General features: G+C 68.8%; 10 protein-coding genes. 6 read left to right on the forward strand and 4 right to left on the reverse strand.

Going from position 1 to position 15,107, the window contains the following annotated elements; all coding sequences use genetic code 11:
- Positions 1–3: 3 nt before the first annotated feature.
- Complete coding sequence (locus tag IC535_RS09535) at positions 4–1,332, reverse strand: CitMHS family transporter (RefSeq protein WP_228885459.1); 1,329 nt, start codon at positions 1,330–1,332, stop codon at positions 4–6.
- A gap of 39 nt (positions 1,333–1,371) precedes the next feature.
- Complete coding sequence (locus IC535_RS09540) at positions 1,372–2,529, reverse strand: OprO/OprP family phosphate-selective porin (protein WP_228885460.1); 1,158 nt, start codon at positions 2,527–2,529, stop codon at positions 1,372–1,374.
- A 212-nt stretch (positions 2,530–2,741) separates the two neighbouring features.
- Between IC535_RS09540 and IC535_RS09545 the strand changes: the two genes are divergently transcribed.
- The 4 genes from IC535_RS09545 (at position 2,742) to IC535_RS09560 (ending at position 6,587) form a co-directional block, all read left to right on the forward strand.
- The gene (locus IC535_RS09545) at positions 2,742–3,443 is read left to right on the forward strand and encodes a response regulator transcription factor (RefSeq protein ID WP_228885443.1); all 702 of its coding nucleotides are present in this window, start codon (positions 2,742–2,744) and stop codon (positions 3,441–3,443) included.
- Positions 3,433–4,815: a sensor histidine kinase N-terminal domain-containing protein gene (locus IC535_RS09550; protein ID WP_429000338.1), complete on the forward strand. Its 1,383-nt coding sequence runs from the start codon at positions 3,433–3,435 to the stop codon at positions 4,813–4,815. Before IC535_RS09545 ends, IC535_RS09550 begins: the two co-directional genes overlap by 11 nt.
- Positions 4,812–5,867 carry an ABC transporter substrate-binding protein gene (locus IC535_RS09555; RefSeq protein WP_228885445.1) on the forward strand — a complete coding sequence of 352 codons (1,056 nt, stop codon included), beginning with the start codon at positions 4,812–4,814 and terminating at the stop codon, positions 5,865–5,867. Before IC535_RS09550 ends, IC535_RS09555 begins: the two co-directional genes overlap by 4 nt.
- A gap of 69 nt (positions 5,868–5,936) precedes the next feature.
- Entirely contained in the window at positions 5,937–6,587 is a 651-nt protein-coding gene (locus IC535_RS09560) for a LuxR C-terminal-related transcriptional regulator (RefSeq protein WP_228885446.1), read from the forward strand.
- A 274-nt stretch (positions 6,588–6,861) separates the two neighbouring features.
- Here the strand turns inward: IC535_RS09560 and IC535_RS09565 are convergent, their stop codons facing one another.
- Together IC535_RS09565 and IC535_RS09570 are read right to left on the reverse strand one after the other, a co-directional pair.
- Positions 6,862–9,504: a hybrid sensor histidine kinase/response regulator gene (locus IC535_RS09565; RefSeq protein ID WP_228885447.1), complete on the reverse strand. Its 2,643-nt coding sequence runs from the start codon at positions 9,502–9,504 to the stop codon at positions 6,862–6,864.
- Positions 9,505–9,563: 59 nt separating this feature from the next.
- Positions 9,564–10,730, reverse strand: coding sequence for an OprO/OprP family phosphate-selective porin (locus IC535_RS09570; RefSeq protein ID WP_228885448.1), 1,167 nt, complete (start codon positions 10,728–10,730; stop codon positions 9,564–9,566).
- Positions 10,731–11,040: 310 nt separating this feature from the next.
- Between IC535_RS09570 and IC535_RS09575 the strand changes: the two genes are divergently transcribed.
- Together IC535_RS09575 and IC535_RS09580 are read left to right on the forward strand one after the other, a co-directional pair.
- Positions 11,041–12,390: a dicarboxylate/amino acid:cation symporter gene (locus IC535_RS09575; RefSeq protein WP_228885449.1), complete on the forward strand. Its 1,350-nt coding sequence runs from the start codon at positions 11,041–11,043 to the stop codon at positions 12,388–12,390.
- A 250-nt stretch (positions 12,391–12,640) separates the two neighbouring features.
- A complete protein-coding gene (locus IC535_RS09580) occupies positions 12,641–14,932 on the forward strand; it encodes an NADP-dependent malic enzyme (RefSeq protein WP_228885450.1) in 2,292 nt (763 codons plus the stop codon).
- Positions 14,933–15,107 lie beyond the last annotated feature (175 nt).

Raw genomic sequence — 15,107 nt, forward strand, 5'->3', positions numbered from 1 at the left:
CGATCAGGCGGCCAGCGGGTACAGGCCGAACAACAGGCTGCCGACCATCAGCAGCAACGAAATGGCCACGGCCCACTTCAGGGTGAACTTCTGGTGGTCGGCGAACTCGACCTTGGCCAGGCCCACCAGCAGGTAGGTGGACGGCACCAGCGGGCTGAGCAGGTGCACCGGCTGCCCGGCCAGCGAGGCGCGGGCCATTTCCACCGGGGTGATGCCGTAGTTGCCGGCCGCCTCGGACAGGATCGGCAGCACGCCGAAGTAGAACGCGTCGTTGGACATGAAGAAGGTGAACGGCATCGAGGCGATCGCGGTGATCACCGCCAGGTACGGGCCCCAGCTGTCGGGGATGATCGCCAGGAAGCTGTGCGACATCGCCTCGACCATGCCGGTGTTGTTGAGGATGCCGGTGAAGATGCCCGCGGCGAAGATCAGCGCTACCACCGACAGGACGTTGCCGGCATGGTTGACCACGCGGCGGCGCTGCTCGGCCAGGTTCGGGTAGTTGATCACCAGGGCGATGGCGAAGCCGACCATGAACAGCACCGGCATCGGCAGCACGCCGATGATCAGCGCGGTCATCAGCGCCACGGTCAGGGCCAGGTTCACCCACAGCAGCTTCGGCCGCTTGGTGTCCTCGGCGTCTTCCACGGTGGGCAGCGCGTTGCCGTCGTCGGAGACGCTGCTGTCCATCCAGCTGCCGCCCTGCGGCAGACTCACCACGCCCAGCCGGCGCCGTTCCTTCAGGCCCAGGTACCAGGCCAGCAGCAGCACGCCGGCGCAGGCCAGCACCATCGACGGGATCAGCGGCACGAACACGTCGGCCGGGTCCACGTGCAGCGCGGTGGCCGCGCGCGCGGTCGGGCCGCCCCACGGGGTGAGGTTCATCACCCCGCCGGCGAGGATGGTCACGCAGGTCATGTTCAGCGCGTTCATGCCCAGCCGCTGGTACAGCGGCAGCATCGCCGACACGGTGATCATGTAGGTGGTCGAGCCGTCGCCGTCCAGCGAGATCAGCATCGCCAACATCGCGGTGCCGAGCACGATCTTCATCGGGTCGCCCTTGACGAAGCGCAGGATCACGCGCACCAGCGGGTCGAACAGGCCGGCATCGATCATCACCCCGAAGTACAGGATGGCGAACATCAGCATCACGCCGGTGGGCGCGATCTTCTTGATGCCTTCCAGCATCATCTCGTCGATGTCCGCGCCGAAGCCGCCGAGCAGGGCGAACATGATCGGGATGGTGATCAGGGCGACCAGCGGCGACAACCGCTTGCTCATGATCAAATACATGAATGTAATGACCATGCCAAAGCCGAGGATGCTCAGCATCATCTGCAGACTCCTGGAGGGGTAGACGGAAGGAAGGGCTTAGAAGTCGAACTGCAGGCGGCCGGTCACCGCGCGGGTGCGGTCCACGGTGGTATCGGCCAGGCGGTCGCGGTTGTGGCTCTGGATCAGGTTGAGCATCAGGCGCAGGTTCGGGCGCATATACCAGTTGCCGCCCAGGGTCCAGGCGCTGGTCTGCGCATCGCGCAGGTCCGGTGCGCCGACCAGGTGCTGGTCGCCGCGCATCTGGTCGTAGCGCAGCGCCAGCTCGAACGCGCCGGCCTTGTGCTGCAGGTCCTCGACCCGCGCGAAGCGGCCGGTCTTGCGGTCGTAGGCGCGCGATTCGCCGGTGACGAACCAGCTGAGCATGCCGTAGCCGGCCAGCACCTTGCCGCGCTGGCTGCCGTCATCGAAGGTGGCCCCGCTGAGTTCGCCCTGCCAGGACAGCGGGCCGCGCACCTGCGCGTATTCCAGCGACCACTTGTTGACGTCGGTATCGCGGCCGGCCGAGAAGTCGACCAGGGTCAGCCGGCTGTTGTCGGACAGGTGGCCGGCCGGGCGCGGGCGGATCTTCAGGCCCGGCACGCCGTTGGCGCCGGGGTTGTCGTAGCGTTCGTGGGCCAGCGACAGGCCCAGGTGCAGCACGTCCCCGGCGGTGGCGCCCGGCGCCCAGGTGACCCGGCCACCAGCGGCGCGGCCCTTGACCTGCCAGGCGTCGATGCTTTCCAGGCTGTAGGCGCTGGCCGCCCAGGTCATGTCGCCGCGGGCGGCCTGCCAGGAGGCGCCCAGGCGGTACAGCGGGGCCAGCGTGGTGCCGGCATTGCCGCGCTCCAGGAAGCTGCCGTAGTTGGAACTGGTGCGGTCATCCAGCGAGAAGAACTGCTTGAACTGGCCCACGGTGAGCTTGCCGGCGTCGCCGAAGCTGCGGCTGACGTAGACGTCCTTGGCTTCGACGTGGTCGTCGGAGAAATCGGCTTCCAGCTTGTAGTCGACCGCGAAGAACCTGCCGGACACATCGACCCAGGCGCGGCGGACCTCGGTGTCATCCTTGTTGGGCGTGCCGCGGCGGTCGTTGTCGAAGTCGGCGAAATCCAGGTGCAGGCGGCCGCCCAGGGTAGCGGTGACCGGGCGGTCATCGTCGCTGCCTTCGGCGGCCCACAGCGGAGCGGTCAGCGAGAGCAGCGCGCAGGCGGCCGGCATGCGCCAGCGCAGTGAGTTCAGTTCCACGGACCCTCCCAGGTACACGGTTGTTCGATGGTGTGGCACGGGCGCCGGCAGCGGACCGCGAGGCGATGGCGCAGCCTAGTGCGGACAAGCTGTCATCCACCTGTCAGCGCCTGCTGCAGCGCAGCGCGACCCACATTGCCGGCCGCACGCGCTAGGATTTGTGCACCGTTCCCGATTCCTGGCCGATGCGCATCCTGCTGGTGGAAGACAACCCGGACCTGGCCGATGCCATCGTCCGCCGCATGCGCCGCAGCGGCCATGCGGTGGACTGGCAGCGCGATGGCCTGGCCGCAGCCAGCGTGCTGCGCTATCAGGGCTTCGACCTGGTGGTGCTGGACATCGGCCTGCCCGGGTTGGACGGGCTGCGGGTACTGGCCGGCATGCGCGAGCGCGGCGACAGTACCCCGGTGCTGATGCTGACCGCACGCGACGGCATCGAAGACCGCGTGCAGGCATTGGACGTAGGTGCCGACGATTACCTGGGCAAGCCGTTCGATTTCCGCGAACTGGAGGCGCGCTGCCGGGTGCTGCTGCGGCGCGCCCGCGGCCAGGCCAGCGACGTGGTGCAGATCGGTGCCTTCCAGTTCGACAATGCCTCGCACCGGGTCAGTCTGGACGGCCAGCCGATCGAACTGCCCAACCGCGAATTCCGCCTGCTGGAAATCCTGATGGGACGGATCGGCCAGGTGGTGGGCAAGGATGAGATCGGCAATGGCCTGTTCGGTTTCGACGACGAGGCCGGCCCCAATGCGATCGAGCTGTACGTGGGCCGGCTGCGCCGCAAGCTGGCCGACGCGCCGCTGCGCATCGTCACCGTGCGCGGCAGCGGCTACCTGCTCGAAGCGGTGGACGACGATGCCGGCAGTGCGTGCGGCGATGACGACTGACCCGCGCACCTCCGGCTCGATCCGGCATACGCTGTGGCTGTACCTGGGCGCGTTCCTGGCGCTGTTCGCGGTGGCCTTGCTGTTCGGCGCGCGCGCCTACGGGCAACGTGCCGCCAACCGCTCCTACGACCACCTGCTGGTGTCCTCGGCATTGTCGATCATCGATTCGGTGGCGCTGGTGGAGGCGCAATGGCAGGTGGACCTGCCGTATGCCGCGCTGGACCTGCTGGCCATGGCACCGGAAGACCGCGTGTTCTACCGCGTGTCCGACGCACGCGAGCAGACAGTGACCGGCTACGCGGACCTGCCGCTGCCGCCGCATGCGCCCAGTGACCGCCCGCAGCTGTTCGATGCCCTCTACAGCGGCGAGCAGGTGCGCTTTGTGGTGGTGTCGCGGCGGGTGTCCTCGCCGTCGGCGCAGGGCGAAGTGCGGGTGCAGGTGGGCCAGACCCGGCGCGCGCGCGAAGCGCTGGCGCAGGACATGGTGACCCGTGCGTTGCTGGCCATCGCCGTGTTGTCGCTGCTGTCGCTGGCCCTGGTGGGCCTGGGCGTGCACCGCGCGCTGCGCCCGCTGGTGCGGATGGAGCGCGAGCTGGCCCGGCGCGAGCCGTCCGACCTGAAGCCGCTGGACGCCAGCGTGCCGCGCGAGATGGACAGGATGGTGGGCGCGCTGAACCACTTCATGGGCCGCCTGCAGGGCAGCAATGAAACCCTGCGGGCGTTCATGGCCGAGGCCGCGCACCAGATGCGCACGCCGCTGGCTGCGCTGCGCGCGCAGGCGCAGCTGGCACTGGACGAGGAAGATCCCGAGGACATGCGGCGCAGCCTGCACGCCATCGAGCGCAATGCCACCCACATGAGCCGCCTGCTCAACCAGCTGCTCAGCGACGCCAGCGTGATCCACCGGGCCAACCTGCAGCGCTTCGCCCCGGTGGACCTGGCCGAAACCGTGCACCAGGCATTGCATGAAGCGCTGCCGCAGGCACTGCCGGCCCCGCGCGTGCAGCTGGCGGTGAGCGCACAGGCGGCCTGGCTACACGGCGATGCGCTGCTGCTGCGCGAGGCCATCAAGAACCTGATCGACAACGCCATCAAGTACGGCGGCGACGGTACCCTGCAGGTGGCACTTACCGAAGAGGCGCAGCACTGGGTACTGACCGTCGCCGACCACGGCCCGGGCATTGCCGCGGCCGATGCCGAGCGCGTGTTCGAGCGTTTCGCGCGCGGCGAAGGGGCCGCCGCCGGCGGCGCCGGGCTGGGCCTGGCGATCGTCAAGCGGGTGGTCGACAGCCATGGCGGCCGCATCGACCTGGCCAACCGCGTCGACGGTGGCCTGGTCGCCACCCTGCACCTGCCGAGGATGCACCCATGAGAGTTCTGTTGGCGCTGGCGCTGCTGGCCGCCAGTACCGCCGCGCTGGCCGCGCCGGGCGATGTGCAGCGGTTCCCGGCCAAGGGCCCGGCGCTGGCGCAGCTGCGCATCCACGGCTCGACCGACATCGAGGTATTCGCCACGGTGATCGCCGATTACCAGCGCCTGCACCCGGGCACCGAGATCCTCTATGAGGATGTGATCACCCAGGACATCTACGCGCGTTACCTGCGCGACCGCGACGGCGCGCAGGCGCCGGACATGCTGATCAGCAGCGGCATGGACCTGCAGACCCGGCTGGTCAACGACGGCCATGCGCTGGCGCACCGCTCGGCGCAGACCGACGCGCTGCCGGCGTGGGCGCAGTGGCGGCACGAGGCGTTCGGGATCAGCTACGAGCCGGTGGCGATGGTCTACAACACCCGCACGCTGCCGGCCGCACGGGTGCCGCGCACCCGCCGGCAGCTGCTGGAACTGCTGCGCGCCGCCGACGCACCGTTGCGCGGCAAGGTGGGCACCTACGATGTGGAGCGCAGCAGCGTGGGCTACCTGCTGGCCACCCAGGACGGCCAGCGCGGCAGCATGGCCGGCGCATTGCTGGGCGCGTTGGGCGACAACCAGGTGCAGCTGGAGGAGCGCACCGGGGTGCTGCTGGACCGGGTCAGCAGCGGCGAGTTGTCGCTGGTCTACAACGTGCTGGGCTCCTATGCGCAGGCGCGCATCGACGCCGGCGCGCCGCTGGGCATCGTCGAGCCGGAAGACTACACGCTGGTGGTGTTGCGCACCGCGGTGATCCCGCGCAGCAGCCGGCACCCGTTGGAAGCGCGCCGTTTCCTCGATTACCTGCTGTCGCCACGCGGCCAGCAGGTGCTCTCGCGCGAGGCGCGGCTGATGCCGATCCTGCCGGCGCAGGGCCAGCAGCGCGGGCGTTCGCCCGAGCGCAGCTACCGGCCGATCCAGCTGGGGCCGGGCCTGCTGGTCTACCTGGACGGGCTGAAGCGGCGCCAGTTCCTGGAGGCGTGGCGCGGCAGCATGCGCCAGCAGGCACCGTAAGCCCGCGGTGCCTGCTGTCCGCGCCGGTAGTGACGGCCACTGGCCGTCAACCCCATTACAATTGGCCGCATGAGTGAACCGACCGTCCTGATTGCCGACGACCACCCGCTGCTGCGCGCGGCCGTGGTGCATTCGCTGCGCCAGGCCATGCCGCAGGCGCGGGTGGTCGAGGTGGCCAGCGCATCGGCGCTGGAGGCGGCGCTGGGCCAGCAGCCGGACATCGAGCTGGTGCTGCTGGACCTGACCATGCCCGGTGCCCGCGGTTTCTCCGCGCTGCTGCACGTGCGTGGCGCGCATCCGGATATTCCGGTGGTGGTGGTTTCCTCCAATGACCATCCGCGGGTGATCCGCCGTGCCCAGCAGTTCGGCGCGGCCGGTTTCATCCCCAAGTCGGCCCCGGCCGAGGCCATCGGCCAGGCGGTGGCCGCGGTGCTGGATGGCGGGGTGTGGTTTCCGGCGATGGCCGCCGAACGTTCCGAGTCCGATGCCCTGCTGGCCGCGCGCCTGGCCCAGCTGACCCCGCAGCAGTTCCGCGTGCTGCTGTGCCTGGCCGATGGCCTGCTCAACAAGCAGATCGCCTACGAGCTGGGGCTGGCCGAAAACACGGTGAAGGTGCATGTCACCGCGATCCTGAAGAAGCTCGAATGCCACAGCCGCACCCAGGCGGCGGTGCTGGTCAAGGCGCTGGAACCGGAAGGGGACGCCGGCGCGGAGTTGTAGCCGGCACGGCCGCCCTCGGCAGCCGCGTCGATGCTGGTAGGGTCGCATCCCGATCGACTGCCGATGGTGTGCGTCACCCCGGTAAGGCATGACCTCGACCGGAGTAGCGCCTTGCGATGGATGTCTGGCCTTCGCCGCGCCGATCACCGCAGCGTGAAGTCGACCGGGGTGCGACCCTACCAGGATCATGCCGCCGTCACCGCTACGTGCCGTCGACCGGGGGCATGACCCCGCCGGGGCGGATCATGTTGCTGTCCGAAACTGTCTACGGCGCCTAGCCGCGGTGCCGCAGCAGCAGCTGCGTCATCAACGCACGCAGTGCCGGGGGCCGTACCGGTTTGGTCAGGAAACCCCAGCCCTTTTCCGCAGCGTCGGCTTTCAACGCATCGTCGCGCTCGGCGGTGACCAGGATCACCGGGGGGCGCGCCTGCCACAGGTCGCACAGCCGTTCGTACAGCGCCGGGCCGTGCCACTGGCCCATCCGCACGTCCAGGAGCAGCAACTGCGGTACGTTGAAGGCCGAGGCGATTTCCAGTGCGGCCTGCGGTCCATCGGCCAGTTCCACCGTGCAGCCCCAGCGTTCGAGCAGGGCGCGGGTGGCGCCGCATACGCGCGGGTCATCGTCGATGCACCACACCCGGCATTGCCGCAGCGGGCCGTCGCCCTCGTCGGCAGCTACTGCCGGGGCAGTGACCAGGGCAGGTATCGCCGCGGCCTCGCCCAACGGCACACTCACCGCAAACACGCTGCCGCGGCCCAGGGTGGAGCGCAGGCGGATCGGGTGGCCGAGCAGGCGCCCGATCCGCTCCACGATCGCCAGCCCCAACCCGGCGCCGCGCTCCTGGTCGACGCCATCGTCGAGCCGGCGGAATTCCTCGAAGATTTCCTGCTGCAGGCTGTCGGGAATACCCGGGCCCTGGTCGTGTACTTCGATGCGCAGTTGCCCGGCGTGGCGCCGGCAGCCGATCAGCACGCGGCCGCGCGGGGTATAGCGCAGCGCGTTGGACAGGAAGTTCTGCAGGATCCGGCGCAGCAGCGCCTCATCGCTGACCACCACCGCGCGCGTGTCCACCCAGTGCAGCTGCAGGCCGCGGCTGTCGGCGGCGATGCCGAACTCGCGGGCCAGGGTTTCCAGCAGCGGCGACAGCGCAAATGCGCGGACCTGGGTCTGCAGCGTGCCCGATTCCAGCCGCGAGATGTCCAGCAGGCTGGTCAGGATGGCGTCCTGCGCGGCCAGCGCGGCGTCCACATGCCCGCTCAGTTCGTGCGACTCGCCCTGCAGCTTGCCGCGCAGCACCGACACGAACATGCGCGCGGCATTCAACGGCTGCAGCAGGTCGTGCACCGCCGAGGCGACGAAGCGACTCTTGTAGCGGTTGGCCCGTTCGGCCTCGCGGCGGGCCTCGTCCAGGTCGCGGGTGCGCTCGGCCACGCGGTGTTCGAGCGCATCGGCCAGCGAGCGCAGTTCGCGTGCGGTGTTCTTGTAGCTGGTGATGTCGGCATAGCTGGTGACAAAGCCGCCGTCGGGCAGCGGGTTGCCGCGGATCTCCAGCACGGTGCCGTCGTCCTTTTCGCTCTCGCGCATATGCGGGCGACCGCTGCGCAGGTGGTTCAGGCGGCGCTCGATCGCCTCGTCGATCGGTCCGGGGCCGAGCAGGCCGCGGCGGGCGTTGTAGCGGAAGATCTCCTCGATCGGGCGGCCGACCCGGATCAGGCCGGTGGGGAACTTGAACAGCTCCAGGTAACGCGCATTCCAGGCCACCAGTTTCTGCTCGTTGTCGATCACCACCACGCCCTGCGGCAGGTGCGCCAGGCTGCGGCTGAGGCCGCTGTCGGCCTGCTGGGCGGCCTGCAGCACGCCGTCCTGGGCGGTGCGCAGTTCTTCGGCGTGCTGGGCCAGCACGCTTTCCAGTTCGCGCCGGCTGCGTTGCCGGTGCGCGGCCAGGCGCCGCCGCTGCTGGATGAACAGCACCAGGAAGCCCAGCGCCAGCCACGCCGCCGCGCCGCCGATCGCCGCGCTGCGCCCGGCACTGGTGGCCGCGCCGGCGTCGTGCAGCAGGTGCAGGTTCCAGTGTTCCTCGGGCAGGGCCAGGCTTTGCCAGAGCATGCGCTGCGGCAACGCCGGGTCGAGCAGCCGCACCATGCGGCCGCCGTCGTCGAGCACATCCTCGGTACGCACCCGCAGCGGTTGCAGCGAGCGGTCGGCGTATTGCCGCGCATCGAGCATTTCGCGGCGTTCGTTGGCGCCCAGCGGGCGCAACAGACGGTAACGCCAGGCATCGCGGTTGGCCAGGAACACCACATCGTGTTCGTCGCTGGCCAACACTACGTCCGGGCTGGTCAGCCACTCCTGTTCCAGCGCGGCCAGTTCGATCTTGATCACCACCACGCCGATGCGTCGGCCGCGCTCCTCGATCGCCTGGGACAGGAAATAGCCGGGCACCCCGGTGGTCATGCCGATGCCGTAGAAGCGGCCGCGGCCGCTGGCAATGGCCTGGCGGTAGTAGGGGCGGTAGCTGTAGTCCTCGCCGACGTTGCTGCCCGGCTGGTCCCAGTTGCTGGCTGCCACCGCCACCCCGTCGCGGCCGACCAGGGTGAGGGTGGAGGCCCGCGTGACCTGGTTGGCCTGCTGCAGTTTCAGGTTCAGGCGCTGCCGCCCGGCCGCGTCGGGCGCCTGCAGCAGGGCCTGGCGCAGGTCCGGGTCCAGGGCCAGCACCTGCGGCAGGGTGCCGAAGCGGTCCACCCGCTGCTGCAGGCCCTGGCCGTACGCCTGCAGCTGGCGCTGAACCTGGCCGCTTTCGGCGGCCAGTGCGCGCCGCCATGCGTAGTGTCCGGCGGCGGCCGCCCACAGCACGGTACCGCCGACCATCAACAGCAGGGTCAGCAGCAGCGTGCGGTGGCGGCCGAGCCAGTACATGGCGGCAGTCTACGGTCGCGCGGCGGGCAGGGTGTGCAGGCCCGCCGCCACGATGCCGGTCAGAAGTGCATCTGCGCGCGCAGCTCGAAGATTTCCGGCTGGCTGCGCACGCCGCGGCGGCTGGCGTCGGCCTTGACGTAGTTGGCCTGGAACTTGAAGTGGCTGGTCAGGTACCAGTTGGCGCCGATGCTCCAGTCGTGCTGGCGGCCGCCGAGCACGTCGGCATCGTCCAGGTCCAGGCGGCTGTAGCGGGCCACCAGTTCCACCGCGCCATAGTCGTGGGCCGGCTTGACGTTGGCCACCGCGCCGCCGCTGTAGCCGCGCGATTCGCCGGTCAGCACCCAGCTGGCCATCGCGTACTGGCCGGCACCGGTGAAGTCCGGCCTGCCTTCACGGCTGACCGTGGCCTGCAGGGCTTCGCCCTGCAGCGAGAACGGGCCCTTGATCCAGACCGCTTCCACGCCGCTGCGCACGATCTTGTCGGCCGGGGCCAGCGCCCCGGAATCGACCAGGCGCAGGTCGGTCAGGCCGGCTTCGGGGCGAGCGCGCAGGCGCGCGCTGGCGGCGCGGTGCACGTCGCGGCCGTCGCGGTAGCCGCGCGGGTTTTCCTGCGACAGGGCCAGGCCCAGGTGCAGCACATCGCCGTCGGCCTTGACCGGGGTCCATACCGCACGCACGGCCTGGGTGGTGCCGGGGTTGTCGCCCTGCAGGTCCTTGCCGCCGTACGCGCCGGCCTGCAGCAGGTAGCGCGGGCGTTCCAGCACCCAGTCCACGCCGGTGCGGCGGCCTTCGTAGATGGCCTGCACCGGCAGCGCGAACTCCATGAAGCTGCCGGCGCGCGAGCTGGTCACCGCGTCCAGGCCGACCGGGGTCTTCATGTAGCCGAAGCGGAACTTGCCGATGTCGCGGCCGAACAGCGCCTTGCTTTCCAGGCGGACATAGACGTCCAGCCAGGTGTCGGCCTGGAAATCGTAGTAGACCATCGCGTCATACACGCCCTTCTTCTTCAGGGTCGCGCCGAATTCCTTGCGGCGCACCGCGTCGGCATCGTCGATGCCGCTGCCGCCGGAAAAATCGTTGAGGTCGTAGGCGATGTTGGCGGTGGCGGCCAGTTCGGTGCCGTCGCTGAAGGCGACCTTGGTCGGCCAGTTGTCGAAGTCGGCGGCCGAAGCCAGCAGGGGAGTTGCGGCCAGGCACAGGGCCAGCAGGGTCGGGGTCGGGCGCATGGAAGTGCTGCTCTCTAATTTGAGACGGGACAGGACAACAACGGCCGCCGCGCCGGAAACTGTTGCCCGGCCGGCGGCGCGCGGTCACTTGCCGCCGTGGGGGAGGGCGGTGTGGGCGCAGTGTAGGCACCGGACGCCGCCTGAACCGGGGGGCTAGTACCAATAGGTTATCTGCGTTGCGGTGTGCGGCGCGTACAAATGCGTCCATCCACCGCAGCCCCCGCCAACACCGGGCCGCGGCGTTCCCCACGGAACCGGCCCGGCGCAGCCTGCGGGCCGGACGCGTCAATACCGTCATCCGGAGTCCGCCATGCACATTCCCGCCACCGCCCCGCTTGCGGCCAAGCCGCTGCCGTTCTACCGCCAGCTGTACGTCCAGGTCGTAGTGGCGATCGTGCTGGGCGCCATCCTCGGCCACTTCGAGCCGGCGTTCGCCGAATCGCTCAAGCCGCTGGGCGATGCGTTCATCAAGCTGGTGAAGATGATCATCGCCCCGGTGATCTTCCTGACCATCGTCACCGGCATCGCCGGCATGACCCAGCTGCGCACCGTGGGCCGGGTGTTCGCCAAATCGATGGCCTATTTCCTGTTCTTCTCCACCCTGGCGCTGATCGTGGGCATGGTGGTGGCGCACGTGGTGCAGCCCGGCGCCGGGATGAACATCAACCCGGCCGACCTAGACCAGACCGCGGTCCACAGCTACGTGGAGAAGTCGCACGAGCTGACCCTGACCGGGTTCGCGATGGACATCATCCCGGCCACCCTGGTCAGCGCCTTCGTCGACGGCAACATCCTGCAGGTGCTGTTCGTGGCGGTGCTGTTCGGCGTGGCCCTGGCCCTGACCGGCGACAAGGGCCGGCCGGTACTGACCCTGCTGGAGGCGCTGACCGCGCCGGTGTTCCGCCTGGTGCACATCCTGATGAAGGCCGCCCCGATCGGCGCCTTCGGCGCGATCGCCTTCACCATCGGCAAGTACGGGGTCGGCTCGCTGGTCAACCTGGCCTGGCTGGTGGGCTCGTTCTACCTCACCGCGTTCCTGTTCGTGGCGGTGATCCTGGGCGTGGTCTGCCGGCTGTGCGGGTTCTCGGTGTTCAAGCTGGCCCGTTACCTCAAGGCCGAGCTGCTGCTGGTGCTGGGTACCTCTTCCTCCGAGTCGGCGCTGCCCTCGCTGATGGAGAAGATGGAACGCGCCGGCTGCGCCAAGTCGGTGGTGGGCCTGGTGGTCCCCACCGGCTACTCGTTCAACCTGGATGGCACCAACATCTACATGACCCTGGCCGCGCTGTTCATCGCCCAGGCGACCAATACCGAGCTGACCCTGGGCCACCAGATCGCGCTGCTGCTGGTGGCCATGCTCAGTTCCAAGGGCGCTGCCGGCGTGACCGGTGCCGGCTTCATCACCCTGGCCGCCACCCTGGCGGTGGTCCCGGAAGTGCCGGTGGCCGGCATGGCGCTGATCCTGGGCGTGGACCGCTTCATGAGCGAATGCCGTTCGCTGACCAACTTCATCGGCAATGCGGTGGCCACCGTGGTGGTGTCGCGCTGGGAAGGCGCGCTGGACCGCGACCGCCTGGCCCTGGCGCTGGACGGCCGCGAGGCCGAACTGCCCGCACCGACCACCGCCGACCTGCCGTCGCCATTGACCGCCCCGGCCCACTGAGCCGCCGCCCGCCTGTGTGTGTTGCAGGGCCTGCTACCTCCCCCTGGAGCGCAGGCCCTGCTTTTTTCACCCGCCCGCCTGGTGATGATGCGGCCTGTCATCGGCGCCGGCCATGCTCCCCCGCGTACGCTGCCGGACGGCCTGGATTATGTGCGGTTGCAGCATGGCCGTGACAGCGTAGCGACAGGTCCACCCACGCCAACGGGGGTATGATCCTCTGTTCCTCTCGCCCATTCATCTGCAGAAAGCGATGTCCAACGAAGATTTCAAACAGGCCGCCCTCGATTACCACCGCATGTCGCCGCCGGGCAAGATCCGCGTCGCCGCGACCAAGCCGATGCTGACCCAGCGCGATCTGTCGTTGGCGTATTCGCCGGGCGTGGCACATGCCTGCGAAGCGATCATGGCCGATCCGCAGCAGGCCAGCGAACTGACCGCGCGCGGCAACCTGGTGGCAGTGATCTCCAACGGCACCGCGGTGCTCGGCCTGGGCAATATCGGCCCGCTGGCCGGCAAGCCGGTGATGGAAGGCAAGGGCGTGCTGTTCCAGAAGTTCGCCGGCATCGATGTGTTCGACATCGAGATCGACGAGAACGATCCGGACAAGCTGGTCGACATCATCGCCTCGCTGGAGCCGACCTTCGGTGGCATCAACCTGGAAGACATCAAGGCGCCGGAGTGCTTCATCGTCGAGCGCAAGCTGCGCGAGCGGATGAACATCCCGGTGTTCCATGACGACCAGCACGGCACCGCGATCATCGTCGGCGCCGCGGTGCTCAATGCCATGGTGGTCACCGGCAAGCGCATCGAGGACATCAAGCTGGCTACCACCGGCATGGGCGCGGCGGGTATTTCCTGCGTCAACATGCTGGTTTCGCTGGGCCTGAAGAAAGAGAACATCCTGGCCTTCGACCGCGACGGGGTGATCCATACCGGCCGCACCGACCTGGATCCGGAAAAGGCGCGTTACGCACGCGACACCGACAAGCGCACGCTGGCCGAAATCGTCGATGGCGCCGATATCTTCCTGGGCCTGTCGGCGCCGGGCATCCTCACCGCGGACATGGTCAAGACCATGGCCAAGGACCCGGTGATCTTCGCCCTGGCCAACCCCACCCCGGAGATCATGCCGGAGCTGGCCCGTTCGGTGCGCCCGGACGCGCTGATCGGCACCGGCCGTTCGGACTACCCGAACCAGATCAACAACGTGCTGTGCTTCCCGTACCTGTTCCGCGGTGCGCTGGACGTGGGCGCCACCGCGATCAACGAAGAAATGAAGATCGCCTGCGTGCACGCGATCGCCGCGATGGCACGCCGCGAGGCCAGCGACCTGGGCTCGGCCTATGGCGATGAAACCCCCAGCTTCGGCCGCGATTACCTGATCCCGCGCCCGTTCGACCGCCGCCTGCTGGTGGAGCTGTCGGCCGCCGTGGCCCAGGCCGCGATGGATTCGGGCGTGGCCGCCCGCCCGGTCGCCGACATGGGCGCCTACCGCGAGAAGCTGGCCCAGTTCGTCTACCGCACCAGCCTGATGATGAAGCCGGTCTACGACCGCGCGCGTTCGGACAAGCAACGCGTGGTGTATGCCGAAGGCGAAGAGGAAGTGGTGCTGCGCGCGGTGCAGAACGTGGTCGACGAGGGCCTGGCCCTGCCGATCCTGATCGGCCGCCCGGACGTGATCGAATCGCGCATCGAGCGCCTGGGCCTGCGCATGCAGGCCGGTGTCGACTTCGACATCACCAACATCAACGACGACCCGCGCTTCAACGAATACTGGCAGTACTACCACAACCTCACCGGCCGTCGCGGCGTGACCGTGGCCGCGGCCAAGAACCTGATGCGTTCGCGGCCGACGCTGATCGCCGCGGTGATGGTGGCCCGTGGCGAAGCCGACGCGATGCTGACCGGGGTGGTCGGCCGCTTCCACAAGAAGCTGGGCTACGTGCGCAGCGTGCTGCCGCTGGAAGCCAAGGTGACCTCGACCTCGGCGATGACCGGGGTGATCAACCAGCAGGGCGTGTTCTTCTTCGTGGATACCCACGTGCAGGAAGACCCGACCGCCGAGCAGATCTGCGAAGCCACCCTGCAGGCGGCCTACCGCATGAAGCTGTTCGGGATCGAGCCGAAGGTGGCGCTGCTGTCGCACTCCAACTTCGGCAGCCATGATTCCCGCGATGCGCTGAAGATGCGCACCGTGCGCAGCCTGCTGCTCAAGCGCAACCCGCGCCTGAACGTGGACGGCGAAATGCAGGGCGACACCGCCTGGGACGAAGCCCTGCGGCACAAGCTGCTGCCCGACAGCACCCTGAAGGGCCGCGCCAACCTGTTCGTGCTGCCCAACCTGGAAGCGGCCAACATCGCCTACAACCTGGTGCGGGTGTTCACCGATGGCGTGGCGATCGGCCCGATCCTGATGGGCGTGGCCAAGCCGGTGCATATCCTGACCACCAGCGCCACCTCGCGCCGCGTGCTCAACATGACCGCCATCGCCGCAGTGGACGCGCAGATCCGCAAGCAACTGGAGGCGGAGAAGAACGCCTAAGGCGTTCTTCCCACCGCCAGTTGCCAAAACGCGCCCCTCGGGCGCGTTTTGGTTTCGCGAAGCGAAACACGGATCGGGTAGCTACCGACCGTTGGTCGGTAGCAACTGTCTTGTCAGATGCCTGTCAGGGCCACTTCGGCGTCCCGTTTGCGGGCGTTGAGGATGACGAGCATCT

Source organism: Stenotrophomonas rhizophila (assembly GCF_020857975.1).
In the GTDB taxonomy this organism is placed as follows: Bacteria; Pseudomonadota; Gammaproteobacteria; order Xanthomonadales; family Xanthomonadaceae; genus Stenotrophomonas; species Stenotrophomonas rhizophila_C.